Annotated in this window: 18 protein-coding genes and 2 pseudogenes; 11 read left to right on the forward strand and 9 right to left on the reverse strand. The window is 72.1% G+C overall.

Annotated elements, in window-relative coordinates:
• Positions 1-3 precede the first annotated feature (3 nt).
• The 5 genes from OG519_RS20735 to nuoN are packed head-to-tail and all read left to right on the forward strand — an operon-like array spanning position 4 to position 6797.
• Positions 4-897, forward strand: a complete 894-nt coding sequence (locus tag OG519_RS20735) for an NADH-quinone oxidoreductase subunit J (protein ID WP_405586037.1) — start codon at positions 4-6, stop codon at positions 895-897.
• Entirely contained in the window at positions 894-1193 is a 300-nt protein-coding gene (gene nuoK / locus OG519_RS20740; protein WP_405586040.1) for an NADH-quinone oxidoreductase subunit NuoK, read from the forward strand. The genes OG519_RS20735 and nuoK overlap by 4 nt, the downstream gene beginning before the upstream one ends.
• 13 nt (positions 1194-1206) lie before the next feature.
• Positions 1207-3498 (forward strand): NADH-quinone oxidoreductase subunit L, encoded by a 2292-nt coding sequence (nuoL, locus tag OG519_RS20745; RefSeq protein WP_405586043.1) that lies wholly within the window; start codon positions 1207-1209, stop codon positions 3496-3498.
• A gap of 6 nt (positions 3499-3504) precedes the next feature.
• Complete coding sequence (locus tag OG519_RS20750; RefSeq protein WP_405586046.1) at positions 3505-5130, forward strand: NADH-quinone oxidoreductase subunit M; 1626 nt, start codon at positions 3505-3507, stop codon at positions 5128-5130.
• The gene (gene nuoN, locus OG519_RS20755) at positions 5127-6797 is read left to right on the forward strand and encodes an NADH-quinone oxidoreductase subunit NuoN (RefSeq protein ID WP_405586049.1); all 1671 of its coding nucleotides are present in this window, start codon (positions 5127-5129) and stop codon (positions 6795-6797) included. The genes OG519_RS20750 and nuoN overlap by 4 nt, the downstream gene beginning before the upstream one ends.
• Before the next feature lie 123 nt (positions 6798-6920).
• On the opposite strand, the gene egtD is transcribed toward nuoN, so the two are convergent.
• From egtD to egtA, 4 genes and pseudogenes are all read right to left on the reverse strand, one after another.
• Positions 6921-7937 (reverse strand): L-histidine N(alpha)-methyltransferase, encoded by a 1017-nt coding sequence (egtD, locus tag OG519_RS20760; protein WP_405592874.1) that lies wholly within the window; start codon positions 7935-7937, stop codon positions 6921-6923.
• Positions 7938-8477: 540 nt separating this feature from the next.
• Positions 8478-9101, reverse strand: a pseudogene (locus OG519_RS20765) (hypothetical protein); the annotation flags it as partial.
• Complete coding sequence (gene egtB, locus OG519_RS20770; protein ID WP_405592876.1) at positions 9101-10465, reverse strand: ergothioneine biosynthesis protein EgtB; 1365 nt, start codon at positions 10463-10465, stop codon at positions 9101-9103. The pseudogene OG519_RS20765 and the gene egtB, both read right to left, overlap by 1 nt.
• Positions 10466-10705: 240 nt before the next feature.
• Positions 10706-11962: an ergothioneine biosynthesis glutamate--cysteine ligase EgtA gene (egtA, locus tag OG519_RS20775; protein ID WP_405586052.1), complete on the reverse strand. Its 1257-nt coding sequence runs from the start codon at positions 11960-11962 to the stop codon at positions 10706-10708.
• A 479-nt stretch (positions 11963-12441) separates the two neighbouring features.
• Between egtA and OG519_RS20780 the strand changes: the two genes are divergently transcribed.
• From OG519_RS20780 to OG519_RS20795, 4 genes are all read left to right on the forward strand, one after another.
• Positions 12442-13461 carry a polyprenyl synthetase family protein gene (locus OG519_RS20780; protein ID WP_405586055.1) on the forward strand — a complete coding sequence of 340 codons (1020 nt, stop codon included), beginning with the start codon at positions 12442-12444 and terminating at the stop codon, positions 13459-13461.
• A gap of 308 nt (positions 13462-13769) precedes the next feature.
• Entirely contained in the window at positions 13770-15107 is a 1338-nt protein-coding gene (locus OG519_RS20785) for a LolA family protein (protein WP_405586058.1), read from the forward strand.
• Between the two features lie 245 nt (positions 15108-15352).
• On the forward strand, positions 15353-16309 hold the full coding sequence (locus OG519_RS20790; RefSeq protein WP_405586061.1) for an ABC transporter ATP-binding protein: 957 nt from the start codon (positions 15353-15355) through the stop codon (positions 16307-16309).
• Complete coding sequence (locus tag OG519_RS20795; protein ID WP_405586064.1) at positions 16296-17258, forward strand: ABC transporter permease; 963 nt, start codon at positions 16296-16298, stop codon at positions 17256-17258. The genes OG519_RS20790 and OG519_RS20795 overlap by 14 nt, the downstream gene beginning before the upstream one ends.
• On the opposite strand, the gene rarD is transcribed toward OG519_RS20795, so the two are convergent.
• On the reverse strand, positions 17248-18186 hold the full coding sequence (gene rarD, locus OG519_RS20800) for an EamA family transporter RarD (protein WP_405586067.1): 939 nt from the start codon (positions 18184-18186) through the stop codon (positions 17248-17250). The two genes, OG519_RS20795 and rarD, sit on opposite strands and share 11 nt — an antisense overlap.
• A 178-nt stretch (positions 18187-18364) precedes the next feature.
• The gene (locus OG519_RS20805) at positions 18365-19225 is read right to left on the reverse strand and encodes an SDR family oxidoreductase (protein WP_405586070.1); all 861 of its coding nucleotides are present in this window, start codon (positions 19223-19225) and stop codon (positions 18365-18367) included.
• A 116-nt stretch (positions 19226-19341) separates the two neighbouring features.
• Between OG519_RS20805 and OG519_RS20810 the strand changes: the two genes are divergently transcribed.
• A complete protein-coding gene (locus OG519_RS20810) occupies positions 19342-19740 on the forward strand; it encodes a winged helix-turn-helix transcriptional regulator (protein ID WP_405586073.1) in 399 nt (132 codons plus the stop codon).
• A gap of 101 nt (positions 19741-19841) precedes the next feature.
• On the opposite strand, the gene OG519_RS20815 is transcribed toward OG519_RS20810, so the two are convergent.
• From OG519_RS20815 to OG519_RS20825, 3 genes and pseudogenes are all read right to left on the reverse strand, one after another.
• Positions 19842-20918: a 2-oxoacid:ferredoxin oxidoreductase subunit beta gene (locus OG519_RS20815; RefSeq protein WP_405586075.1), complete on the reverse strand. Its 1077-nt coding sequence runs from the start codon at positions 20916-20918 to the stop codon at positions 19842-19844.
• 76 nt (positions 20919-20994) lie between these two features.
• Positions 20995-22926, reverse strand: a pseudogene (locus OG519_RS20820) (2-oxoacid:acceptor oxidoreductase subunit alpha); the annotation flags it as partial.
• Positions 22927-23109: 183 nt separating this feature from the next.
• Positions 23110-23769, reverse strand: a complete 660-nt coding sequence (locus tag OG519_RS20825) for a LuxR C-terminal-related transcriptional regulator (RefSeq protein WP_405592878.1) — start codon at positions 23767-23769, stop codon at positions 23110-23112.
• Between the two features lie 240 nt (positions 23770-24009).
• Here OG519_RS20825 and OG519_RS20830 point away from each other — a divergent pair, with 240 nt between their 5' ends.
• Positions 24010-24966, forward strand: a complete 957-nt coding sequence (locus OG519_RS20830; RefSeq protein ID WP_405586078.1) for a zinc-binding alcohol dehydrogenase family protein — start codon at positions 24010-24012, stop codon at positions 24964-24966.
• The last annotated feature ends 287 nt before the right edge of the window (positions 24967-25253 follow it).

Consider the following 25253-nt stretch of genomic DNA (forward strand, 5'->3'; position numbering starts at 1 on the left):
GCTATGAGCACGATCGCCGTCGCCGCGACCCAGACGTCCACCGGCGAGGCCGTGCAGTTCTGGGTGCTCGGCACCGTCGCCGTACTCGGCGCGCTCGGCACCGTGCTGATGAAGAAGTCGGTGCACAGCGCGCTGTCGCTGGCCGGCACGATGATCATCCTCGCGGTGTTCTATCTGGCCCAGGGCGCGTACTTCCTGGGCATCGTGCAGATCGTCGTCTACACCGGCGCGATCATGATGCTCTTCCTCTTCGTCGTCATGCTGGTCGGCATCACCGCCGCCGACTCGCTCAAGGAGACGCTGAAGGGCCAGCGCTGGATGGCCGCCGCCTGCGGGCTCGGCTTCGGCATCCTGCTGATCGCCGGCATCGGCAACGCCTCGCTCGACACCTTCGCCGGGGCCGGCCAGGCCAACTCCGGCGGCAATGTGCAGGGGCTCGCCAAGCTGGTCTTCACCCAGTACGTCTGGGCGTTCGAGATCACCGGCGCGCTGCTGATCACCGCCGCCATCGGCGCCATGGTGCTCACCCACCGGGAACGCACCGAGGAGCGCAGCACCCAGCGCGAGCTCTCCGAGGCGCGGGTGCGGGCCGGCCGGCAGGTCACCCCGCTGCCGGCGCCGGGCACCTACGCCCGGCACAACGCGGTGGACATCCCGGCGCTGCTGCCGGACGGCACCATCTCCGAACTGTCCGTCAGCGGCACGCTGCGGGACCGCGGCCAGATCCGCGATGTGTCCGGCGACGCCATGCACCGGCTCGCCGCACTGGAACAGCGCTCCGGGGAGTGGCTGGAGCGGGAGCCGGAAACCCCGGTCCTCGACCGGGCCGGACGGGCCGGACGGCCCGCCGCCGGCCAGGACCGGGACGCCGAACGGGCCGAGGAGGGCGCCAAGTGAATCCGGCCAACTATCTCTATCTGGCAGCGCTGCTGTTCACCATCGGCGCGTCCGGCGTGCTGATCCGGCGCAACGCGATCGTGGTCTTCATGTGTGTCGAGCTGATGCTGAACGCCTGCAATCTGGCGTTCGTCACCTTCTCCCGGCTGCACGGCAACCTCGACGGCCAGGTCATCGCCTTCTTCACGATGGTCGTGGCCGCCGCGGAGGTCGTGGTCGGACTCGCGATCATCGTGTCGATCTTCCGTTCCCGCCACTCGGCCTCGGTCGACGACGCCAATCTGATGAAGCTGTAGAGGGGCTGCTCCAGTGGAAACCCTGATCGGACTGGTGGTCGCGGCGCCGCTGCTCGGCGCGGCGGTGCTGCTGACCGGCGGCCGGCGGCTCGACCGCGCGGGACACCTGCTCGGCACGCTGCTCGCGCTGCTGTCCTTCGTCTTCGGCGTCGTGCTCTTCACCGACATGCTCGGCAAGGACAGCGACGCCCGGGCCCTGCATTCGCATCTGTTCACCTGGGTGCCCGTCGGCGGCTTCCGCGCCGACGTCGGCTTCCAGCTCGACCAGTTGTCGATGACGTTCGTGCTGCTGATCACCGGTGTGGGCACGCTGATCCACATCTACTCGATCGGCTACATGAAGGAGGACGAGCGGCGCCGCCGGTTCTTCGGCTACCTCAACCTCTTCCTGGCGGCGATGCTGCTGCTGGTGCTCGCCGACAACTACCTGCTGCTCTACGCCGGCTGGGAGGGGGTGGGCCTCGCCTCGTACCTGCTCATCGGCTTCTGGCAGCACAAGCCGAGCGCGGCGACGGCGGCGAAGAAGGCGTTCCTGGTCAACCGGGTGGGTGACATCGGGCTTTCGGTGGCCATCATGCTGATGTTCACCACCTTCGGCTCATTCGCCTTCGGCGATGTGCTGCCGCGGGTCGGCCAGGCGAGCGGTGGTCAGCACGCCACCATCACCGGGATCGGCTTCATGCTGCTGCTCGCCGCCTGCGGCAAGTCGGCGCAGGTGCCGCTCCAGTCGTGGCTCGGCGACGCGATGGAGGGTCCGACCCCGGTCTCCGCGCTGATCCACGCGGCCACGATGGTGACGGCGGGCGTGTATCTGATCACCCGCTCCGGGGCGATCTTCAATGCCGCGCCGGACGCGCAGACCGCGGTCGTCACCGTGGGCGCGGTCACGCTCCTCTACGGTGCGATCGTCGGTTGCGCGAAGGACGACATCAAGAAGGCGCTGGCCGGCTCGACGATGTCGCAGATCGGCTACATGATCATGGCGGCCGGGCTCGGCCCGATCGGCTACGTCTTCGCGATCATGCACCTGGTCACCCACGGCTTCTTCAAGGCGGGGCTCTTCCTCGGCGCCGGATCGGTGATGCACGGCATGAACGACGAGGTCGACATGCGGCGGTACGGGGGCCTGCGCTCCTACATGCCGATCACCTTCATCACCTTCGGCCTCGGTTACCTGGCGATCATCGGCTTCCCCGGCCTGTCCGGCTTCTTCTCCAAGGACAAGATCATCGAGGCGGCCTTCGCCAAGGGCGGCACCGAGGGCTGGATCCTCGGCACGGCCGGCCTCGTGGGCGCGGCGGTCACCGCGTTCTACATGACCCGCGTGATGCTGATGACCTTCTTCGGCAAGGCCCGCTGGAAGGAAGCGGCTGCGTTCACCGGGGACGCGAGCTCGGCCGCGCCGGGCACGTTCCCGCCTGCGGCGGGCTCCACCGCTACGGTGACCGGGCCCTCGCCGGCCCTGGCCGGCGGCCACTCGTCGGCGGCAGCCGCGAGCGTGTCGCCTGCGGCGGCGAGTCCGTCCGCGGGCTCCGCCGCGACGGCGCGTGTGCCGTCTTCGGAAGCCGGAGCTGCCGATGCCGGGGCAGGCGACCTGCGTTCGCCCGCAGCGGCGGGCTCCGCCGGTACGGCGACCGGCTCTTCGCCGGCCTTGGCCGGCGGCCATTCGTCGGCGGCAGCCGCGAGCGTGTCGTCGTCCGACGCGGGCGTTTCCGCCGCGGGAGCGGGGTCTGCGGCGGCGCCGGCCACGGCGGCTGGCGCTCATGGGGTGCCCCATCCGCATGAGTCACCCGCTTCGATGACCGTGCCGATGATCATCCTCGCGCTCGGCTCCGTCTTCGCCGGCGCGGCCTTCAGTATCAACTCGTCCTTCGTTAAGTGGCTGGAGCCGGTCACCGGGCACAGTGAGGGCGACTCACCGGTCAGCGCCGGCACCGTCACCGCCGCCACCCTGGTCGTCCTGGTCATCGGCGTCGCCCTCGCCTGGCTGATGTACGGCCGCCGGGAGGTCCCCGCGGTCGCGCCGCGCGGCAGCCTCCTCACCAGGGCGGCCCGCCGCGACCTGCTCCAGGACGACTTCAACCACGTCGTCCTGGTCCGCGGCGGCGAGCACCTCACCCGCTCGCTGGTCTATCTCGACCACTCCCTGGTCGACGGCGTCGTCAACGGCACCGCCGCCTCGGTCGGCGGCCTCTCCGGCCGCCTCCGCAAGCTCCAGAACGGCTACGTCCGCTCGTACGCCGTCTCGATGCTCGGCGGCACCGCGGTGCTGGTCGCCGCGACTCTTCTCATGAGGGCGGTCTGATACCCGATGGCAGATAGCTCGTTCCCCATCCTCACCGTCACCGCCGCGCTCCCCGCGGTCGGCGCCGTGGTCACCGCCGCCGTACCCGCGGCCCGCCGGGTGGCCGCGAAATACACCGCGCTGTTCTTCTCGCTCGGCACCCTCGTCCTGGCCGTGATCACCATGGCCCGGTTCGAACCGGGCGGCGACCGCTACCAGTTCACCGAGTCGCACGCCTGGGTGAAGAGCTTCGGCCTGCGCTACGACCTCGGCGTGGACGGCATCGCCGTCGTCATGGTCGCGCTGACCGCGCTGCTGATCCCCTTCGTGATGCTGGCCGGCTGGCACGACGCCGACCCGCTGGAGACCACGGCGGCCGGCGGCACCGCCACCGGCGACCCGAGCAAGTGGCGCCCCACCCAGGGCTTCTTCGCGCTGATCCTGCTGGTCGAGGCGATGGTGGTGCTCTCCTTCGAGTCCACCGACGTCTTCCTCTTCTACATCTTCTTCGAAGCCATGCTGATCCCGATGTACTTCCTCATCGGCGGCTTCGGCGACCGCGCGCACGCCGCCGGCGAGGAGGAGGCGGCCCGGCAGCGCTCGTACGCCGCGGTGAAGTTCCTGCTCTACAACCTGGCCGGCGGTCTGATCATGCTCGCCGCGGTGATCGGCCTCTACGCCGCCACCGCCCACCAGCTCGGCACCGGCACCTTCTCGCTCCAGGAGATCCTCTCCGCCCGCGCGGCCGGCAAGTTCAACCTGGCCACCAGCACCGAACGCTGGCTCTTCCTCGGCTTCTTCTTCGCCTTCGCGGTGAAGGCCCCGCTGTGGCCGCTGCACACCTGGCTGCCCAACGCGATGGGCGAGTCCACCGCGCCGGTCGCCGTACTGATCACCGCGGTCGTCGACAAGGTCGGCACCTTCGCGATGCTGCGCTTCTGCCTCCAGCTCTTCCCGGAGGCGTCCAAGTGGGCGACCCCGGTGATCCTGGTGCTCGCCGTGATCAGCATCGTCTACGGCGCCCTGCTCGCCGTCGGCCAGCGCGACATCAAGCGGCTGATCGCGTACGCGTCCGTGTCGCACTTCGGCTTCATCGTGCTGGGCATCTTCGCGATGACCAGCCAGGGCCAGAGCGGCGCGACCCTCTACATGGTCAACCACGGCATCTCCACCGCCGCGCTGATGCTGGTGGCCGGCTTCCTCATCAGCCGGCGCGGCTCGCGGCTCATCGCGGACTTCGGCGGGGTGCAGAAGGTGGCGCCGGTGCTGGCCGGCACCTTCCTGGTCGGCGGTCTCGCCACCTTGTCGCTGCCGGGCCTGGCACCCTTCGTCAGTGAGTTCCTGGTGCTCGTCGGCACCTTCAGCCGGTATCCGGTGATCGGCATCATCGCGACGGCCGGCATCGTGCTGGCCGCGCTCTACGTAATGGTGCTCTACCAGCGGACGATGACGGGCCCGGTCAAGGCCGGTATCGAGGGCATGGCCGACCTGAAGGTCCGTGAGGTCCTGGTGGTGGCCCCGCTGATCGGGCTGCTCCTCTTCTTCGGCGTGTACCCGAAACCGGTGACGAACATCGTCAACCCGTCCGTCGCGCACACGCTCTCCGACGTGCACAAGACCGACCCCAAGCCCGCGCTGGAGGCGAAGAAGTGAGCGCATCCGCATCCGCAAGCCCGGCGACCGGCGCCGTCCACACCCTGTGGACGGCGGCGGCCCCCGTCGCGGACAAGATCCCGGCCCCGAAGATCGAGTACGCCCAGCTCTCGCCGGTGCTGATCGTCTTCGGGGTGGCCATGGCGGGCATCCTCGTCGAGGCCTTCGCCCCGCGGAAGTCGCGGTACACCACCCAGGTGGTGCTCGCGGTGGCCGGCCTCGCGGCGGCCTTCGCGGCGGTCGTGACGCTGGCCGAGAAGGGGTACGGCAGCACCAAGGCGCACATCGCGGCGATGGGCGCGGTCGCGGTGGACGGGCCCGCGCTCTTCCTCCAGGGCACCATCCTGCTGGTCGCGATCGTCGCCGTCTTCACCTTCGCCGAGCGGCGGCTCGACCCCAAGGCCCATGGCCGGCACGTCGACTCCTTCGCCGCGCAGGGTTCCGCGGTCCCCGGCGGTGAGCAGGAGAAGAACGCGGTGCGGGCCGGCTTCGCCACCACCGAGGTCTTCCCGCTGCTGCTCTTCGCCGTCGGCGGCATGCTGGTCTTCCCGGCCGCGAACGATCTGCTGACGCTCTTCGTCGCCCTTGAGGTCTTCTCGCTGCCGCTCTACATCCTGTGCGCGCTCGCCCGCCGCAACCGGCTGATGTCCCAGGAAGCCGCCGTCAAGTACTTCCTGCTCGGCGCGTTCTCCTCGGCCTTCCTGCTCTTCGGGATCGCGCTGCTCTACGGATACGCCGGCACCGTCTCCTACTCCGGCATCTCCTCGGTGATCGACGGCAGCGCCAAGATGACGCCGGCGCTGGCGGACACCACCGGCAACGACGCGCTGCTGCTGATCGGTATCGCGATGGTCGTGGTGGGCCTGCTCTTCAAGGTCGGCGCGGTCCCCTTCCACATGTGGACGCCCGACGTCTACCAGGGCGCGCCGACGCCGGTCACCGGCTTCATGGCGGCGGCCACCAAGGTCGCCGCGTTCGGCGCGCTGCTGCGGCTGCTGTATGTGGTGCTGCCGGGGATGCGGTGGGACTGGCGGCCCGTCATGTGGGGTGTCGCCATCGTCACCATGATCATCGGCGCGGTCATCGCGGTGACCCAGACCGATGTCAAGCGGCTGCTGGCGTACTCGTCCATCGCGCACGCCGGGTTCATCCTGGCGGGTGTCATCGCCACCTCGGAGGACGGCGTCTCCTCCGTCCTCTTCTACCTGGCGGCGTACTCCTTCGTGACCCTCGGCGCCTTCGCGGTGGTCACCCTGGTCCGCGACGCCGACGGCGAGGCCACCCACCTCTCCCGCTGGGCGGGCCTGGGCCGCCGCTCCCCGCTGGTCGCCGCGGTCTTCGCGGTCTTCCTGCTGGCCTTCGCCGGCATCCCGCTGACCTCCGGCTTCGCCGGAAAGTTCGCCGTCTTCAAGGCGGCGGCGGAGGGCGGCGCGATGCCGCTGGTCATCGTCGGTGTCATCTCCTCGGCGATCGCCGCGTTCTTCTACATCCGGGTGATCGTGCTGATGTTCTTCAGCGAGCCCAAGCCGGACGGCCCCTCGGTGGCCGTCCCCAGCCCCCTCACCTCGACCGCCATCGCCATCGGCGTAGCCGTCACCCTCGTCCTCGGCCTGGCCCCCCAGTACTTCCTCGACCTGGCCGACAAAGCCGGCATCTTCGTCCGCTGACCCCGCCTGCAACCCCACCGCTGCCCGGCCCCTCCCTACGGAGGAGCCGGGCAGCGCCGTCTGGCCGGCCCCGGCGGCTTGGAGGGCGCCGGGGGGCCGGTCGGGGGGATCGGGTGGATGACGTCAGTTCGGCGTGGCCAGTAGTAGGGCGAAGCGGGCGGCCGGGTCGGTCCACCACTGTTGGAGGGTGAAGCCGTTGTCGCGGAGTTCGGCGGTGAGCGAGTCGCGGCGGAACTTGCAGGAGATCTCGGTGCGCAGGTCCTCGCCGGCGGCGAAGTCCACGGTGAGGCCGAGGTCCGAGATCTTGGCGGTCTGGGCGGCGCGGGCCCGCAGCCGCATCTCGATGCGCTCGTCTTCGGTGTTCCAGACGGCGACATGGTCGAAGCCGTCGGGGTCGAAGTCGGCGCCGAGCTCGCGGTTGAGCACGTGCAGCACGTTCTTGTTGAACTCGGCGGTGACGCCCGCCGCGTCGTCGTACGCGCGGACCAGCACCTTGGGGTCCTTCACCAGGTCCGCGCCGAGCAGCAGCATGTCGTCGCCGCTCAGCGCCCCGGACAGGGTGCGGTAGAAGGCGGCCCGCTGGCCCGGGTCGAAGTTGCCGATGGTGCTGCCGAGGAAGGCCAGCAGGCGTGGGCCCCGCTCCTCGGACGGTTCACCGGACGGTTGGGACGGTGCGGATGGCTCGGATACCGCCAGCTCGCTCTCGAAGTCGGCGACCGTCGCGGTGACCCGGAGCCCTGGATAGTCCCGGCAGATCGCCTGCCCGGCCTCCTCCAGCGCGGCGGCGCTGACGTCGAGGGGCGCGTACCGCCGCAGGGTGCCGCCCCCGGTGAGCGCGTCGAGCAGCAGGCGGGTCTTGCGGGAGGAGCCGGAACCCAGCTCGATCAGGGTGGCGGCCCGGCTGAGGGCGGCGATCTCGGGGGCGCGGCTGGTGAGGATCTCCTGCTCGGCCCGGGTGGGGTAGTACTCGGGCAGCCGGGTGATCTGCTCGAAGAGGTCGCTGCCGCGCTTGTCGTAGAACCACTTGGGCGGGAGGGCGCGCGGGCTCGCGCTGAGGCCGTGCAGGACGTCCCGGTGGAGGCTGCTGGTGAAGTAGTCGTCGGGCAGGCGGTTGTCGAGGGTGAAGCGGCTCTCGTTCATGGGGTGCGGTTCCTTGCCGTGCGGGCGCGGGGAGCGCAGCGGGATGATCCGTACACCGGCCGTGGTGGCCAGCAGCAGTGATCGGTCGGGGACTTCGCGCCACACGTCGGGGGACGCGGACGCGGGGTCGTGGGGGGCCTGCGGCGGCCGGCCGGTCGTCCCACCGGTCGGCCGGGCCGAAGTCCCCCCGCTGGTATCGCCGGTGACCGCACCGGCGCTCCCCCCGAACGTCGTCCCCCCGGCGGTGCCGGCCGCCCCGCCGGTCGCCTCGGCGGGCCACTCCTCAGTCCATCCCACGGCCCATTCCTCGGCGTCGTAGTGCCCGTCCTCGGCCCGGCCCGCCGCCACCTGCTCCGCCGTCTCGTCGGGCTCCGACGCGACCAGCACCGTGCCGGGCCCCGTCCGGTACCAGAGCGTGTCCCCCCACACGGTGGCGGCGATCGTCCGGCCGTCGGTGAGCAGGAAGTTCAGCCGCGCGGTCGGCCGGGCGTCGGCAACCTCGCGGACCACCGCCGCCAGCGCCGCGCCCGCTCCCTCGCCGCGCCGCAGCCGGCCGCCGATCATCGCCCAGAGCAGCGCCGAGTCGCTGTGCGTCTCCAGGTCGAGCGCCTCGGCCGTGCTGAGGCCGGTGGGCAGCCGGGTCCACTCCGGGACGGCGCCGTTGTGGCTGAACAGCCAGCGGCCGTCGCGGAAGGGCGCGGCCGCCGACTCGTCCTGGGTGGTGCCTGCGGTGGCCGAGCGGACCGCGGCGAGGATCGCGCCGCTGCGGAGCGTACGGGCCAGCTCGGGAAAGTTGGTGTCCGCCCAGATCGGCACGGCCCGCCGGTAACGCCCCGGCCGGGGCGAGTCTTCACCCACGGCGCCGGACCGGCCGGCCACGGACCCGCCGGCCACGGACCGGCCGGCTTCGACCCCGCCGCCGGAAGCCCCGCCGGGAGCCGCGGCAGCGGAAGCCCCCTGCCCGGCGGCCCCGCCGGGCCCGGCCCCGTCACCCCCGGGCCCGCCCTCCTCCGGGTACCAGCCGAACCCGAAACCGTCCGCGTTCACCGTCCCGTACCGCTGTCTGGCCGGCCGCCACGACTGCTCGTAGAGGCTGTGCGCGGGTTCGGTGAGCACCCGCGCCAGCGGCACCGACGGCCCCAGATAGGCGAGGTGGCGGCACATCAGGCCCGACCGCCGTCGGCTCCGCCGCCCTGTCCGGAGCCGCCCGCGCCGCCGCCGGTACCGCCGGCGCCGCCGCCGGAACCACCCGCCCACGACCCCTCCCCGCCGGAGGCGTCCCGCGCGGTCCGGAACCCGGCGAAGATCTGCCGTCTGATCGGATAGTCCCAGTTACGGAAGGTGCCCCGGGAGACCACCGCGTCGACCCCGAACGCCCCGCCGCGCAGCACCTTGTACTCGGGCCCGAAGAAGACCTCCGAGTACTCCTTGTACGGGAAGGCCGTGAAGCCGGGGTAGGGCGCGAAGTCCGACGAGGTCCACTCCCAGACGTCACCGATGAGCTGCCGTACGCCGCTCGGCGCCGCGCCCGCCGGATAGCTGCCCACCGGGGTGGGCTGGAGGTAGCGGGACCCGAGGTTGGCGTGCTCGGCGCCCGGGTCGGCGTCGCCCCACGGATAGCGGCGGGTCCGGCCGGACGCCGGGTCGTAGCGGGCCGCCTTCTCCCACTCCTGCTCGGTCGGCAGCCGCCGGCCGGCCCAGCGGGCGTACGCGTCGGCCTCGTACCAGCACACGTGCATCACCGGCTCGTCGGCCGGTACCGGCTCGACATGGCCGAAACGCCGCCGGACCCAGGGCCCGTCGGGGGAGCCGTCGCGGGACCAGAAGAGCGGGGCCTCAAGCCCGGCCGACCGGACGTGCTCCCAGCCCTCCGGCGTCCACCAGCGCGCGTCCTGGTAGCCGCCGTCCTGGATGAACTCCTGGTAGGCGACATTGGAGACCGGCACCGTGTCGAGGAAGAACGGGGCCACGTCCACCTCGTGGTGCGGGCGCTCATTGTCGAGCGCCCAGGGCTCGGTGCTGGTGCCCATGATGAAGGGGCCGCCCGGGATGAGCACCTCTCGGGGCAGCCAGACCGCGTCGGCGGGCGCGGCCGGCGGCGTCGGCGCCTGAAGCACCGGCGGGCCCTCGCGGAGCTGGTGGGTGGCGAGCATCGTCTCGTCGTGCTGCTGCTCGTGCTGGGCCAGCATGCCGAAGACGAAGGCGCCGGCCAGCAGCGGATCGGCCTGCGCGGGCGAGGTGTCGGCGCTCTCCAGCACCTCCCACGTCTCGGTACGCACGGCCGCGATGTAGTCGCGCGCCTCGGCCGGGCTGAGCAGCGGCAGCGAGGGGCGGTCGGCGCGCGGGTGCTGGAAGGCGTCGTAGAGCGGATCGAGGTCGGGGCGCAGGCCGGGGCGCCGGCCGGCCTGCCGGATCAGCCACAGCTCCTCCTGGTTGCCTATGTGGGCGAGGTCCCAGGCGAGCGGGGACATCAGCTTGGAGTGCTGGGCGACGAGGTCCGCCTCGCTCACCGGGTCGGTGAGCGACATGGTCCGCCGCCTGGCGGTCTCCAGCGCGGCGCGGGCGGCCGCCGAGGGGTTGGTGAACACCAGGTTCGCGGCGTTTTCTGCCGGCCCGGCGCTCTTGTCGCCCGCGGCCACCGCGTCGGATACGGAAGAGGCTCTGGTGCCTGAAGTTCCTGAAGTGACGGCTGAGGAGGCAGTGACTCGGTTTCGGCCCGAGCTGTCGCCTTCGGTACGAGGGTGGTTCATGGGATGCCTTCCGGAGGATCAAGCGCGGCTCGGCGCGTCCAACAGGTCGTGGGCGGGGCATCGGCCACGTTCGGAGTAGCGCTCGGCGAAGTCGGTGAGGGCCTGCCGTACGGCCGCCGGGGCGCCGGAACGCGCCAGGGAGCTCTCGGCCGCGGCGAAGCAGGCCCGGGTGGCCTTGGCGAGGTCGGGGTCGGCCGGACCGATCCGGGCGGCGCGCCGCCAGATCTCGTCGGCCGGCACCGGCTCGCCGTCCTGGCAGAGCGGCTCGGTCGCGGCGAAGGCCGCGTCGGCGGCGACCGGGTCGTCGAGCAGGGCCGAGGTCAGCGCGGTCGGCACGATCCAGTCGTCGCCGTCCTGCGCGTCGATCATCCGCAGTTCCAGATAGCCGCGCGGTCGGACAGGGGGGAAGAGCGTACTCAGGTGGTAGTCGAGATCCGCGAGGGTGGCCGGGCGCAGTCCCGGCGCCCCGCGCAGCCAGTCGCGGAAGGTCAGCCCGGATGGCGCCGACCAGTCGGCGGACTCGTCCCCTGGCGCGCCGGGTATGCACAGGAGCCGCGCGTCCAGCGCGTACCTGGCCCAGGCGGTGCCGGGGTCGGGATGGTGGTCGGGCCTGCGGGTGCGGCCCGGGTCCATCCGCGACCAGTTGGCCTGCCGGGTGGAGAGCCAGCCGGTGGGGCGGCCCCGGCTGAGCGGGGAGTTGGCGAAAGCGGCGATCAGCACCGGACCGATCCGGTGCGCGAGGTCCCAGCGGTAGCGGTACCCGGCCGGTCCGTCGCTCTCGTCGCCGCAGTCGAGGTTGACCTGGAGCGAGGCGGTGCGCCGCATCATGGTGCGGCCCCAGGGTCCCTCGCGGTCGAAGAAGCGCTCCATCGCCCGGTAGCGGGGATGGTCGAGCACCCGGGGCGGTTCCTCGCGGTGGGGGTCGAGCCCACGGCCGACGAGTACCAGTCCCGCACCCTCCACGGCCCGCCGGAGTACGGCGAGGTCGGTGGCGGTGGCCTCGACGCACGCGGCGAGGGTGGTGGCGGGCGGGGAGCTGAGCTCCACCTGGCCGCCCGGCTCCCGGGTGATCCTGCCGTCCCGTGGCAGTGCTCCCGGGGCTTCGACCGGCGCGAGTGCCGCGTCCAGCCGGTCGGCGGCTATCGGTTCATGAGGGTCGGAGCGGTCCTGGACCAGCCACTCCAACTCCACACCGGTCCGTACGGGCGGGCCGGTCTTGAAGCAGACGCCGCGCACATGCGCTTCGGCCTCCTCCTCCAGCAGATCTACTGGCATCGGTCCACCTCCTCTCAAGCCGTTCGGGGATCCGGGATCGCCGGTCCCGAAGCGAGGACATGTCACATGGTGCAGCCGTGAGTCTAATTGGCGTCGTTACGGGATGGTCTTACGGAACGGTGAACGATACTAGCTCAAGCGTTCGAATCAAGCCGGTCATTCCCGTGTCGCGCCCCGCACCTCCGCCGTTTGGCATCTGTCACCCATTCGGGTGGGACAGAGGCCCGCAAATCCGGTAATGGTGATGATATACGCGGCACTGGCTCTCCCTTCGCTGGTGTGGCCTCCCGCGGCTTGGTCTAACGCCATGCCCCGACGGTGATCCACAGCCGACCGGCTACGCTGCCCGTGTAACCCGTGTCAGCAGCACTACCCCCGTCAGCAGCTCGAACGCCCGCGGATCCGGTCGGATCCGCAGCCGTGCCGCCCCGCCGCACCAGAACTCGCCAGAAGCCAGATCAGCGACAGGAGTACCCCTCGTGACCGTCGTCGGGCCCCTCGGGCTGAGCGTGTGGGACGAGGCCCTTGAGGCCTTCATCCAGAACGGCCTCGCGGCCGTGGAGGAAGGCTTGCTGGAGGCCACCAAGAGCGACGTGCCCTTCATCACCGAGGCGGCCCGGCACCTGCTCCAGGCGGGCGGCAAACGCTTCCGGCCGCTGCTGGTGATGCTCGGCGCCCAGTTCGGCGACCCGTACGCGCCCCGGGTGGTGCCGGCCGCCGTCGTGGTCGAGTTGACCCATCTGGCCACCCTTTACCACGACGACGTGATGGATGAGGCGGACGTACGCCGCGGCGTGCCGAGCGCCAACGCCCGCTGGGCCAACTCGGTGGCCGTCCTCACCGGCGACTTCCTCTTCTCCCGCGCCTCGCACATCCTCGCCGACCTCGGGCCCGAGGCGGTCCGGGTGCAGGCCGAGTCCTTCGAACGACTCGTCACCGGCCAGATCATGGAGACGATCGGTCCCCGCGACGGCCGGGACGCGATCGACCACTACCTTGAGGTCATCGCGGGCAAGACCAGTTCGCTGATGTCGGTCTCCGGACGGTTCGGCGCGATGATGTCCGGCGCCGACCAGTCGGTGGTCAGCATCCTCGCCCAGTTCGGGGAGCGGATCGGCACCGCCTTCCAACTCGCCGACGATGTACTGGACATCGCCAGCGACCGCCACGAGTCCGGCAAGACCCCCGGCACCGACCTGCGCGAAGGCATCCCCACCCTGCCGGTGCTGCACGTCCGCCGCTGGTACATGCAGGCGGCCGGCAGCGTCTCGGCCACCGACCGCCGGCTCAACCAGCTACTGGACGGCGACCTCACCGACGACGCCCTGCACGCCGAGGCGCTGGAGCTGCTGCGCGGCCATCCGGCGCTCGAGCAGGCCCGCCGTGACACGGTGCGGTACGCGGACGAGGCCAGGGCGGCGCTCGCCCCGCTGCCGGAGACGCCGGCCAAGCACGCGCTGGCGGGGCTGTGCGACGCGGTGGTGCACCGGACGGCGTGAGGCGTGAGGCGTGAGCCGAGCCGCTTTGGCCGCCCGAGCCGTGTGCGTCGTGGCCTTCGGGGTCCGGGTTCTGAAGGGCCCTAAGGGGTTGTCATACCCCCGGCGTACAAAGGGTGGAGCGGGTTGCGACCGGCGGCCGATGTGCGGCCGCCGCCGATTTGGTCGACTGTCCGTAACGCACGGCGCACCGCGGCACACCACTTCATGACGGACCGGGCGACAATGGCGACAAGGGCCGGGGCGGTCGATGAGGGCCGAAGGTGCGCCGCCCCGACCGACCGCCGCTTCACCAGGGAGGCAGCAGAGCGATGGCACTGATCCAACCGCCCCGACCGGAGCCCGCCCCGCCCGAGCGCGGCCGGGGACACAAAGCGGCACGTTACGCGGTGCCGTTCGCGGTCGCGGGCATCGCCGCGGCGACCATCCTGCTGGTGCCCGCGCTGGCCGACGCCGGCTCTCCCTCGCTGCCCTCGATCACCGCCGAGCAGCTCCTCACGAAGATCGCCGGCTCCGACACCCGGACGGTGAGCGGCTCGGTCAAGGTCACCACCGACCTGGGGCTGCCGGCCGCGCTCTCCGGGGTCAGCGGCGGGCTGTTCGGCGGCTCGGCCCCCGCGGGATCCGGCTCGGGCGGCGGCTCGCCCGCCGCGCCTCAGGCCCAGCTCACCCAGCTCCTGGCCGGTTCGCACCAGCTCCATGTGGCGGCCGACGGGCCCGACCGGCAGAAGATCTCCGTGATCGAGCCCGCCGCCGAGTACAGCGTCATCCACAACGGCGCTCAACTGTGGGCGTACGACAGCGGGTCCGACCAGGCGTACCACCAGACGCTGCCGCGCCCGGCGGCCGGCGCCGGGCAGGACCGGCTTTCCGGCGGAGTCCCGGGTGTCCTCGGCGACCTTCCCTTCCCGGCCACCCCGCAGGCCGCCGCGCGAGAGGTGCTCAAGGCCGCCCGGGGCACCGCCTCGATCACCGTGGACGGCACCGCCCGGGTCGCCGGGCACAGTGCCTACGAGCTGGTGGTCACCCCGCGGCACGCGGACGCCACCACCGTCGGCGCGATCCGGATCGCGGTGGACGGAAAGACGGGGGTCCCGCTGCGGTTCACGCTGATCCCCAAGGGTGGTGGAGAGGCGGTCTTCGACATCGGCTTCACCAAGGTGAGCTTCGCCGAGCCGGCCGCGAGCACGTTCTCCTTCACGCCGGGCAAGGGCGTGAAGGTCACCGAGGGCGGCAAGCCGGCTTCCGGCCCCGCGGCTTCCGGCAAGGGGACGCCCTCGGGCACCCCCGCCGCGCCAGGCGGTCGGGGCGGGTCGGCCGACGGCGCCGCGGCCGGGCAGCCGACCCTCATCGGCCAGGGCTGGGACACGATCGCGGTGGTCACCACCAAGGACGCGGTGCCCTCCGGGGGCCTAGGGAAGCCGGGCAAGGGCGCAGCTAAGGACGCCAAGGACGCCAAGGGCGACCAGGACAGCGGGGCGCTGAATCTGCTGAACAGCTTCGGCAAGAGGGTCAGCGGCTCCTACGGCGCCGGCACTCTCTTCCACACCCGCCTGGTCAACGCCCTGCTCACCGACGACGGCACGATCTACGTCGGCGCGGTCACCGAATCCGCCCTCACCGACGCGGCGAGTGCCGCCCTGCGATAACCGGACCGCCCGGGGTGCCCCTGCCCGCCGGTTGCCGGATCGTCCGCCGATCGTGGCTTGTCGCGCGGTTCCTCGCGCCCCTGTAGGGCGCCGCCTACTGCCGCGGCGGCGGAACCGAGCCCCGTCAGGGGCGCGAGGAACTGCGCGGGTGACCGGTCACCGGCCGGTGGTCCGGGGGAGAGCCGAAAGCCGCTCCCCGGACGGTCCGGGGCCGGTGTTACCGCCAAGAGAGCTGGAGGTGTGCGGTGGGAGCCGACAGGCAAGACGCGGTGATCGAGACCCACCGCCTCGCCAAGCGATACCACCGCACCCTCGCCGTGGACGCCCTCGACCTCCGGGTGCCGCGCGGCAGCGTCTTCGGCTTTCTCGGGCCCAACGGCTCGGGCAAGACCACCACCATCCGGATGCTGATGGGCCTGATCACCCCGACCGCCGGCACCGCCCGCGTGCTCGGCGCCCCGATGCCCGGCGCCGCCAGAACCGTACTGCCCAAGGTCGGCGCGCTCATCGAGGGCCCGGCCCTCTACGGCTTCCTCTCCGGCCGCGACAATCTGGTGCGGTACGACGCCGCCGACCCCACCGCGGACCCCCGGACCCGGCGGGCCCGGGTGGGGGCCGCCCTCGACCGGGTGGGGCTGACCCCGGCGGCGGCCAAGAAGGCCAAGGCGTATTCGCTGGGCATGAAGCAGCGGCTCGGTCTGGCCGCCGCCCTGCTCCAGCCGCGCGAGCTGCTCGTGCTCGACGAGCCGACCAACGGCCTCGACCCGCAGGGCATGCGGGAGATCCGCTCGCTGGTACGGGCGTTGGCCGCGGACGGCACCACCGTCTTCCTCTCCTCGCACCTGCTGGACGAGATCGAGCAGGTCTGTACGCACGCGGCGGTGATGGCCCGCGGCCGGCTGATCACCCAGGGGCCGGTCGCTGAGCTCTCCGCGGGTGTCAGGGGCCGCGGCAGGCTGGCGGTCGGCACCCCGGACCCGCGGGCCGCGGCGAAGGTGCTCACCGCCCACGGGGTCAAGGACCCTGTCATCGCGGGCGACCGGGTCACCGGCGAACTGCCCGCCGACCCGCCGGATCTGGCCGACCTCAACGCCGCCCTGGTCGCGGCCGGGGTGCGGGTCCGCGCGTTCGGCCTGGAGCGGGCGTCGCTGGAGGACGCGTTCGTGGCGCTGACGGGGGAGGGGTTCGATGTCGCGGGCTGAGCTCGACCCCACCGGGCCAGTCGGGGACCCCGCCGCCGAGGTATCGGAGGGGCCCGCGGCGGGACCCGCCGTGTCCGCCGCCGCCGGCCCCCTGCCCGTCCGGCCACCGCGCCCGCTGTGGTCGCTGGGCCTCTTCCGGTCCGAGCTGGTCACCGTCTTCCGGCGCTGGCGCACTCTGGCACTGCTCGCCGTGCTGGCGGCAGTACCGCTGCTGGTGGGGATCGCGGTACGGATCGAGACCGGCGACGGCGGCTCGGTCGGCCGGGGCGGCGGGGACGGCCCCGCCTTCATCCAGCAGGTCAGCGGCAACGGCCTGTTCCTCACCTTCGCCTCGCTCGCCGCGACCCTGCCGTTCTTCCTGCCGATGGCGATCGGGGTGATCGCGGGCGACGCGGTGGCCGGCGAGGCGGGCGGCGGCACCCTGCGCTATCTGCTGGTCGCGCCGGCCGGCCGGACCCGGCTGCTGCTGGCGAAGTTCACCTCGGTGCTGGTGTTCTGCCTCGCCGGGACGCTGACGGTGGCGGTGTCCGGGCTGATCGTCGGCTGCGCGCTCTTCCCGGTCGGCGCGGTCACCACCCTGTCCGGTACGACGATCTCCCTGGGCGAGGGGATGCTGCGGGCGCTGCTGATCGCGTTCCTGGTCGCGGCATCGCTGATCGGGCTCGCCACGCTGGGACTCTTCATCTCCACCCTCACCGACAGCGGCATCGGCGCGATGGCCGGCACGGTGGGGCTGCTGATCACCGTGCAGATCGTGGACAGCATCCCGCAGTCGCACGCCGTCCAGCCGTTCCTGTTCCCGCACTACTGGCTGAGCTTCGCCGATCTGCTCCGTGACCCCGTGCAGTGGGGCGGCATCGCCCGCGATCTGGCCCTCCAAGCCCTCTACGCGGCGGTCTTCGGCTCCGCCGCCTGGGCCCGCCTGACCACCCGCGACATCACCGCCTGACGGCCAGGGGCGCGGTGGCCGCCGCGGCCCGGTCGGCGGCGCCGGCCGCATGCGTCCTGCGGGCCGTGCGCAGCGCGTCCCAGGTGAGCAGCACGAGCGCGGCCCAGACCAGCAGGAAGCCGGCCCAGCGCTCGGCCGGCATCTCCTCGTGGAAGTAGAGGATGCCGATCAGGAACTGGAAGACCGGCGCCAGGTACTGCATCAGGCCCATGGTGGACAGCGGCAGCCGGGTCGCGGCCATGCCGAAGCAGATCAGCGGCAGCGCGGTGACCAGCCCGCAGGCGGCGAGCAGGGCCGCGTGGCCCGGGCCGTGGCCGGTGAAGGTCGCGTGGCCGCGCGCCCCGAGCACCAGCAGGAAGACCAGCGCGGGCAGGAGCTGCACCGAGGTCTCGGCGGCGACCGACTCCAGGCCGCCCATCGCGATCTTCTTCTTGACCAGGCCGTAGCTGCCGAAGGAGAAGGCGAGGGTGAGGGCGATCCACGGCAGCCGGCCGTAGCCGACGGTGAGCACCACCACCGACACGAGCCCGATGCCGACCGCCACCCACTGCACAGGACGCAGCCGCTCGTGCAGCACGAGGACGCCCAGCGCGATGGTGACCAGCGGGTTGATGAAGTAGCCGAGCGCGGTCTCCACCACATGGCCGGCGTTGACGGCCCATATGTACATGCCCCAGTTGACCGAGACCACCACGGCCGCGATCGCCACCAGGCCGAGCCGCTTGGGCTGCCTGACCAGCTCGGCCAGCCACGCCCAGCGCCGCAGCACCAGCAGGATGACCCCGACGACGACCAGCGACCACACCATCCGGTGGGCGAGGATCTCCATCGCCCCGGCGGGCTTCAGCAGCGGCCAGAAAAGCGGGAACAGCCCCCACAGCCCGTAGGCCACGAATCCGTACACCAGACCCGTACGCTGCTCGCCCATCCCGGTCCCTCCCCGTGCTCCCACGGGACCGGCCCGCGGTGTGCCGCCTCGCCACATCCCCGCCCGACGACGGTAGCGGGACCGCCGCCGTCTGTCATGTCCGTTCCACCAGACGGTCATGACAGACGGGCGGGAGGTGTCACCAGGACGCCAAGAGCGGTCCGGGCGCGGGCCGGTGTCAGTCCTTCAGCGCGGCGGCGACCGTCTCGCGGAGCGGGGTGGTGGGGCGGCCGATCAGGCGGGTGAGGTCGCCGGGGGTGCCGGCGAGGAGGCCGCGGGAGATCGCCTGGTCCACGTCCGCCAGGATTCCGGCGAAGCCCGCCGGCAGGCCGGCCGCGATCAGGGCCGCGCGGTGCTCGTCGGTGGTCAGGTTCCGGTACGTGATCTCCCGGCCGGTCAGTTCACCGACCAGGGCGGCGTATTCGGCCAGGCTCCAGGCGGTGTCGCCGCTCAGCTCGTAGGCGCGGTTCTCGTGGCCGGAGCCGGTGAGCACGACCGCGGCGGCGGCCGCGTAGTCGGCGCGGGCGGCCGAGGCGATCCGGCCGTCGCCCGCGCTGCCGAGCACCGCGCCGTGTTCGAGTACGGGGGCCAGGTTGTCGGTGTAGACCTCGGTGTACCAGTTGTTGCGCAGGAAGACGTACGGCAGTCCGGAGGCGAGGATCAGCTCCTCGGTGGCCTTGTGCTCATCGGCGAGCGCGAAGTCGGCGGCCGGTCCGCCGAAGACGCCGGTGTAGGCGAGCAGCGCCACGCCGGCCTCGGTGGCCGCCGTCACCACCGCGGTGTGCTGCGGGATCCGGCGGCCCGGCTCGCTGCCGGAGACGAAGAGCACCCGGTCGCCGGCGTGGAAGGCGTCCTTGAGCGTCTCCGGCCGGTCGTAGTCGGCGACCCGCAGCTCCACGCCCTGCCCGGCGAGGTCGGCGGCGCGCTCCGCGTCCCGCACCACCCCGGCGATCTCCCCGGCGGCGGTGCCGCGGGCCAGCAGCTCCGCGATGACGAGGCGGCCCAGGTGCCCGGTGGCCCCGGTGACGACGATACTCATGGTGTGCTCCCGTGATGCGGTGGTTGAGGGCGCGCGATCGCTTCCCGCACGGCCCGGTCCACGGTATCCGTCACACTAACCACGGGAAAGTACCCACCTTCAGGTACGGTACGTACATGAAGGTTAGCTGCCCGGAGCGGGCCATCATGGAGCACGTCACCAGCCGCTGGGGCGTCCTGGTGCTCACCGCCCTGCTCGACGGCTCCCGCCGGTTCAGCGAGCTGCGCCGGGAGATCGGCGACGTCAGCGAGAAGATGCTCACCCAGACGCTCCGCACCCTGGAGCGGGACGGTTTCGTCCGCCGCCAGGCCCGCCCGGTCATCCCGCCGCACGTCGACTACGACCTCACCCCGCTCGGTATGGGCGCCGCCCGCCAGGTCCGCGCGCTGGCCGAGTGGACCGTGGCGCACGTCCCGGACGTGGAGGCGGCCCGTACGGCGTACGACGACCAGGCCGCGAGCGGCGCGGGCACGCATCCCCGGGCCGGCACCCGGGAAGCCGCCCGTACGGCCTGAGGCCGCCCGCCGGGCCGCACCCCGCACCACGACCGCCCGGCTCGGAGGATTCCGGGCCGGGCGGTGGCGGTTGCGCGGCGGGCTCGCCGCAGGGCGGTGGGTCAGACGACCGTCCAGGTGTCGCTGCCGGCCAGCAGCGCCGACAGCTCTCCCTTGCCCTGCCGGACCACCGCCTCCTCCAACTGATCGGCCATGTCGTTCTCGTAGACCGGCCGCTTCACGTCCCGCAGCACCCCGACCGGGGTGTGGTGGAGGGTGTCGGCGTCGGCGAGCCGGGACAGCGCGAAGGCGTTGGTCGGCGAGGCGGCGTGCGCGTCGTGGACGAGGACGCCCTCGGTGCCGTGGGTGGCGATGTCGACCACGGCCAGATCGCCGGTCGCCGGGTCGCGGACGACCCCCCTGCAGCCGAGGCCGTCGCCGCCCTGATCCGCCGCGAAGGGCGCGCCGAAGCGGATCGGCTGCCCGTGTTCGAGGTGGATCAGCGCCTCCTGCGCCGTCTCCTGGTCCTTCAGCGTGTCGAAGGCGCCGTCGTTGAAGATGTTGCAGTTCTGGTAGATCTCCACCAGCGCCGTACCCTCGTGGGCCGCGGCCGCCCGCAGCACGCTCTGCAGGTGCTTGCGGTCGGAGTCCAGGGTGCGGGCGACGAAGGACGCCTCGGCGCCCAGCGCGAGGGAGATCGGGTTGAAGGGCGCGTCGAGCGAGCCCATCGGCGTCGACTTGGTGATCTTGCCGATCTCCGAGGTGGGGCTGTACTGGCCCTTGGTCAGCCCGTAGATCCGGTTGTTGAAGAGCAGGATCTTGAGGTTGACGTTCCGGCGCAGCGCGTGGATCAGGTGGTTGCCGCCGATGGAGAGCGCGTCGCCGTCACCGGTGACCACCCACACGCTCAGGTCCCGCCGGGAGGCGGCGAGCCCGGTTGCGATGGCCGGCGCGCGGCCGTGGATGGAGTGCATGCCGTACGTGTTCATGTAGTACGGGAAGCGGCTGGAGCAGCCGATCCCGGAGACGAACACCACGTTCTCGCGGGCCAGGCCGAGCTCGGGCATGAAGGACTGCACCGCGGCCAGGATCGCGTAGTCCCCGCAGCCGGGGCACCAGCGCACCTCCTGGTCGGACTTGAAGTCCTTCATGCTCTGCGTGGCCGCCGCCTTGGGCACCAAAGAAAGCGCCTCAGACATTCCCATGACCCTCATCTCCCGTGCTCGGACGACCGCCCGCACCATCGCTCGGACCGGTACCGGACCGCGTGCTCAGTTCGCTGATCGCCGTGGCGAGCTGCTCCGCCTTGAACGGCAGCCCCGTGACCTGGTTGTACGAGATCGCGTCCACCAGATAGCGCGCCCGCAGCAGCTGCGCGAGCTGCCCCAGGTTCATCTCCGGCACGATCACCGTGTCGTACCCGGCGAGCACCGTGCCCAGGTTGGCCGGGAAGGGGTTGAGGTGCCGCAGGTGCGCCTGCGCCACCGCGCCGCCCTCGCCGCGGATCCGGCGGACCGCCGCGGTGATCGGACCGTAGGTCGAGCCCCAGCCGAGCACCAGGGTGGTGGCCGCGCCGCCCGGGTCGTCCACCACCACGTCCGGCACCGTGATGCCGTCGATCTTGGCCTGCCGGGTGCGCACCATGAAGTCGTGGTTGACCGGGTCGTAGCTGATGTTGCCGGTGCCGTCCTGCTTCTCGATCCCGCCGATCCGGTGTTCGAGGCCGGGGGTCCCCGGCACCGCCCACGGCCGGGCCAGCGTCTCGGGGTCGCGCAGATAGGGCCAGAAGGTCTCGCTGCCGTCGGCCTCGGTGTGGTTCGGCCCGGAGGCGAACTCCACCCGCAGATCGGGCAGCTCGGCGGTGTCCGGGATCCGCCACGGCTCGGAGCCGTTCGCCAGATATCCGTCGGAGAGCAGCAGCACCGGGGTGCGGTAGGCCACCGCGATCCTGGCGGCCTCCAGGGCGGCGTCGAAGCAGTCAGCGGCGGTGGAGGGCGCGACCACCGGCACCGGCGACTCGCCGTTGCGGCCGTGCAGCGCCTGCAACAGGTCGGCCTGCTCCGTCTTGGTCGGCATGCCGGTCGACGGGCCGCCGCGCTGGATGTCCACGATCAGCAGCGGCAGCTCCAGGCTGACCGCCAGGCCGATCGTCTCCGACTTCAGCGCCAGTCCGGGACCCGAGGTCGTCGTCACCGCGAGCGACCCGCCGAAGGAGGCGCCGAGCGCGGCGCCGATCGCCGCGATCTCGTCCTCCGCCTGGAAGGTGCGCACGCCGAAGTTCTTGTGCCGGGAGAGCTCGTGCAGGATGTCCGAGGCCGGGGTGATCGGGTACGAGCCGAGGAACAGCGGCAGCCCGCTCTGGGCGGAGGCCGCGATCAGCCCGTACGACAGCGCCAGATTCCCTGAGATGTTGCGGTAGACACCCGGCGGGAAGGCGGTGGCGGCCGGCCGCACCTCGTAGGAGACGGCGAAGTCCTCGGTGGTCTCGCCGAAGTTCCAGCCGGCCCGGAAGGCCACCACGTTCGCCTCGGCGATCTGCGGCTTCTTCGCGAACTTCTTCCGCAGGAACTCCTCGGTGCCCTCCGTCGGCCGGTGGTACATCCAGGACAGCAGCCCGAGCGCGAACATGTTCTTGGCCCGCTCGGCGTCCTTGCGGGCCAGCCCGGAGTCCTTCAGCGCCTCCACGGTCAGCGTCGTCAGCGGCACCGGATGCACGGCGTAGGCGGTCAGCGACTCGTCCTCCAGCGGATTGGCCGTGTACCCGACCTTGGCCATCGCGCGCTTGGTGAACTCGTCGGTGTTGACGATGATCTCCGCGCCCCGCGGCAGATCGCCCACGTTCGCCTTCAGCGCGGCCGGGTTCATAGCCACCAGGACATCCGGCGCGTCGCCGGGGGTGAGGATGTCGTGGTCGGCGAAGTGGAGCTGGAAGGACGACACCCCCGGCAGGGTCCCCGCGGGCGCCCTGATCTCGGCCGGGAAGTTCGGCAGCGTCGACAGGTCGTTGCCGAACGACGCGGTCTCCGAGGTGAAACGGTCCCCGGTGAGCTGCATGCCGTCCCCGGAGTCACCGGCGAACCGGATGATCACCCGGTCCAGCCGCTTGGTCTCCTTCGACAGCTTGGTTGGTTCGCCGAGTACGTCTGTCATGACGGCAGGCTCCTGTCCCGCGCCCACACCGGTGGGGCTGCTGACCTGGCTGGTCACAGAAACGGACCTCCTTCGAGGCGGCGGCTCCGGTCATCGTACGTCGGTAAGGGTCCCCTCCCCTGGATGTGACCGGATCTTGCCGGGTGCGCAAAGCCGACTCCTTGCCGGTGTCACTCCCGTCACAGGCGCCGGCGCCGGCCGCCGGGCGCCGCCCGATGCTGTGTGGCGGCTGTCCCCAACCTATGAGTTCAGGTAGGTCAGCACGGCCAGTACGCGCCGGTGATCCCCGTCACTGGGCGCGAGCCCCAGCTTCAGGAAGATGTTGCTGACGTGCTTCTCGACCGCGCCGTCGCTCACCACGAGCTGCCTGGCGACCGCCGAGTTGGTCCGGCCCTCGGCCATCAGGCCCAGCACCTCGCGCTCCCTCGGGGTCAGGCCGGCCAGTACGTCCTGCTTGCGGCTGCGGCCCAGGAGCTGGGCGACCACCTCGGGGTCGAGCGCGGTGCCGCCCTCGGCGACCCGCACCACCGCGTCCACGAACTCCCGGACATCGGCCACCCGGTCCTTGAGCAGATAGCCGACGCCCCGGGTGGAACCGGCGAGCAGCTCGGTGGCGTACTGCTCCTCCACGTACTGCGACAGCACCAGGACGCCCACCGCCGGGTGGTCGCGCCGGAGCCGGACGGCCGCGCGGACGCCCTCGTCGGTGTGGGTCGGCGGCATCCGGACATCGGCCACCACCACATCGGGGGCCGCGCCCTGCGCCACCAGCTCGTCGACCGTCTTCAGCAGGCCCACGGCGTCGCCGACCCCGGCCACCACCTCATGACCTCGATCGGTCAGCAGCCGGGTCAAGCCGTCCCGCAGCAGCACCGAGTCCTCGGCGATGACCACCCGCACGGTGTCCTTCACTGTCCCTCACTCTTCTCCCAGCCCCTCGGGCCTGATCGACCCTCCCCAGCATTCCAGCATCGGCGGGGCGATGGGGCATACGGTGCCGGTGGACATCGGATGGGCAAGGTTGCGCCCATCGGCCGAACCGGGTGATCCTGCCCGGTCGGGAGACCGGGCGAGCCCGCGCGGCACTCGGCGATCAAGGGGGCGCCGCGATCGGGCGGCGCCCAGGGGAGAGGAGAGCGCGTGCTCGCGGTCGGTTTCGACGTCAACGGCGGCCCGGAGGTGCTGCGGCCGGTGGAGCTGCCCGTGCCGGAGCCGGGGCCCGGCCAGGTGCTCATCCGCGTCGCCTACGCCGGCGTCAACTACGGCGAGATGTGCCACCGGCTCGGCGACCTGGGCGCGCCGGACGGCATCGACGTGCCCGGGTACGAGGTCTCCGGGGAGGTCGCCGCGCTCGGCCCCGGCGTCACCGGGCTGTCCTGCGGCGACCCGGTCGCCGCTTTCCTGCCCGACGGCGGCGGTTACGCCGAGTTCGCGGTCGCGCCCGCAGCCTTCGCCTATCCGCTGGACGGCATCTCACTGCGCGACGGCGGCGGTGTGGCGCTTTCGCTGACCACGGCGTACGGGGTGCTCGCCGGGGCGGCGCGGCTCGCCGCGGGCGATTCCGTCCTGATCCACGCGGCGGCCGGCGGGGTCGGCTCCGCGGCGGCCCAGATCGCCCGGGCGCTGGGCGCGGCCGCCGTGCACGGCACGGTCAGCACGGCGGCCAAGGCGGTGTACGCCAAGCGGTTCGGCTATGACGCGGTGCACATACGGGACGGTTTCACCGCGCACGTCGCCGAGCTGGATGTCGTCCTCGACCCGATCGGCGGCCCCACCCGGCTGGCGAGCCTGTCCGTACTGGCCCCCTTCGGCCGCCTCGCCGTCTACGGCGACGCCGCCCGCCGTCCCGACCTCTCCCTCCCCGTCCTCCCCCTCCGCCAGCAGAATCGTTCACTCGCCGGCTACGACATCGCCGACCTCTCCCGCCGCGCCCCCACCCTGGTCCGCGCCCACGCCCTCGCCGCCCTCTCCCTCCTCGCCACCGGCGCGATCCGCCTCGACATCACCGCCGAACTCCCCCTCACCTCCGCCCCCGAGGCCCACGAAACCCTCCAATCCGGCCTAAACCTGGGCAAATCTCTCCTCCGCGTCAGCTAACCCCGCCGGAGGGCGCCAGGAATTGCGCGCCCAGCCACATCCGGCCCGCATCCGGCGCGCGACCGCCCCACCCCGGACCATGCCCCGTCAGGGGCGCGAGGAACTGCGCGAGCAACCACAGCCGGCCGGCGGCCGGGGTGCGACCGACCGTGCCCCGTAGGGGCGTGGGGAACTGCGCGACCAGCCACGGCCGGCCGGCGGTCCGCGTACAACCGAGGCACCGCGGCGGTCGCGGATGGGCCCGCCCGATTGCGTGGCCGACGCAGACCGGTTGCCGCCGGCAGGGC

It is taken from the genome of Streptomyces sp. NBC_01190 (assembly GCF_045039895.1).
In the GTDB taxonomy this organism is placed as follows: Bacteria; Actinomycetota; Actinomycetes; order Streptomycetales; family Streptomycetaceae; genus Actinacidiphila.

Bases quoted from the DNA above. Each gene is read 5' to 3' on its own strand.
- OG519_RS20810 (WP_405586073.1), top strand. From the start codon at position 19,342: ATGAAGGTTAGCTGCCCGGAGCGGGCCATCATGGAGCACGTCACCAGC.
- OG519_RS20735 (WP_405586037.1), top strand. From the start codon at position 4: ATGAGCACGATCGCCGTCGCCGCGACCCAGACGTCCACCGGCGAGGCC.
- OG519_RS20785 (WP_405586058.1), top strand. From the start codon at position 13,770: ATGGCACTGATCCAACCGCCCCGACCGGAGCCCGCCCCGCCCGAGCGC.
- egtD (WP_405592874.1), bottom strand. From the start codon at position 7,937: ATGAACGAGAGCCGCTTCACCCTCGACAACCGCCTGCCCGACGACTAC.
- egtB (WP_405592876.1), bottom strand. From the start codon at position 10,465: ATGTCGCTCACCGACCCGGTGAGCGAGGCGGACCTCGTCGCCCAGCAC.
- rarD (WP_405586067.1), bottom strand. From the start codon at position 18,186: ATGGGCGAGCAGCGTACGGGTCTGGTGTACGGATTCGTGGCCTACGGG.
- egtA (WP_405586052.1), bottom strand. From the start codon at position 11,962: ATGCCAGTAGATCTGCTGGAGGAGGAGGCCGAAGCGCATGTGCGCGGC.
- OG519_RS20750 (WP_405586046.1), top strand. From the start codon at position 3,505: ATGGCAGATAGCTCGTTCCCCATCCTCACCGTCACCGCCGCGCTCCCC.
- OG519_RS20795 (WP_405586064.1), top strand. From the start codon at position 16,296: ATGTCGCGGGCTGAGCTCGACCCCACCGGGCCAGTCGGGGACCCCGCC.
- OG519_RS20805 (WP_405586070.1), bottom strand. From the start codon at position 19,225: ATGAGTATCGTCGTCACCGGGGCCACCGGGCACCTGGGCCGCCTCGTC.
- OG519_RS20815 (WP_405586075.1), bottom strand. From the start codon at position 20,918: ATGTCTGAGGCGCTTTCTTTGGTGCCCAAGGCGGCGGCCACGCAGAGC.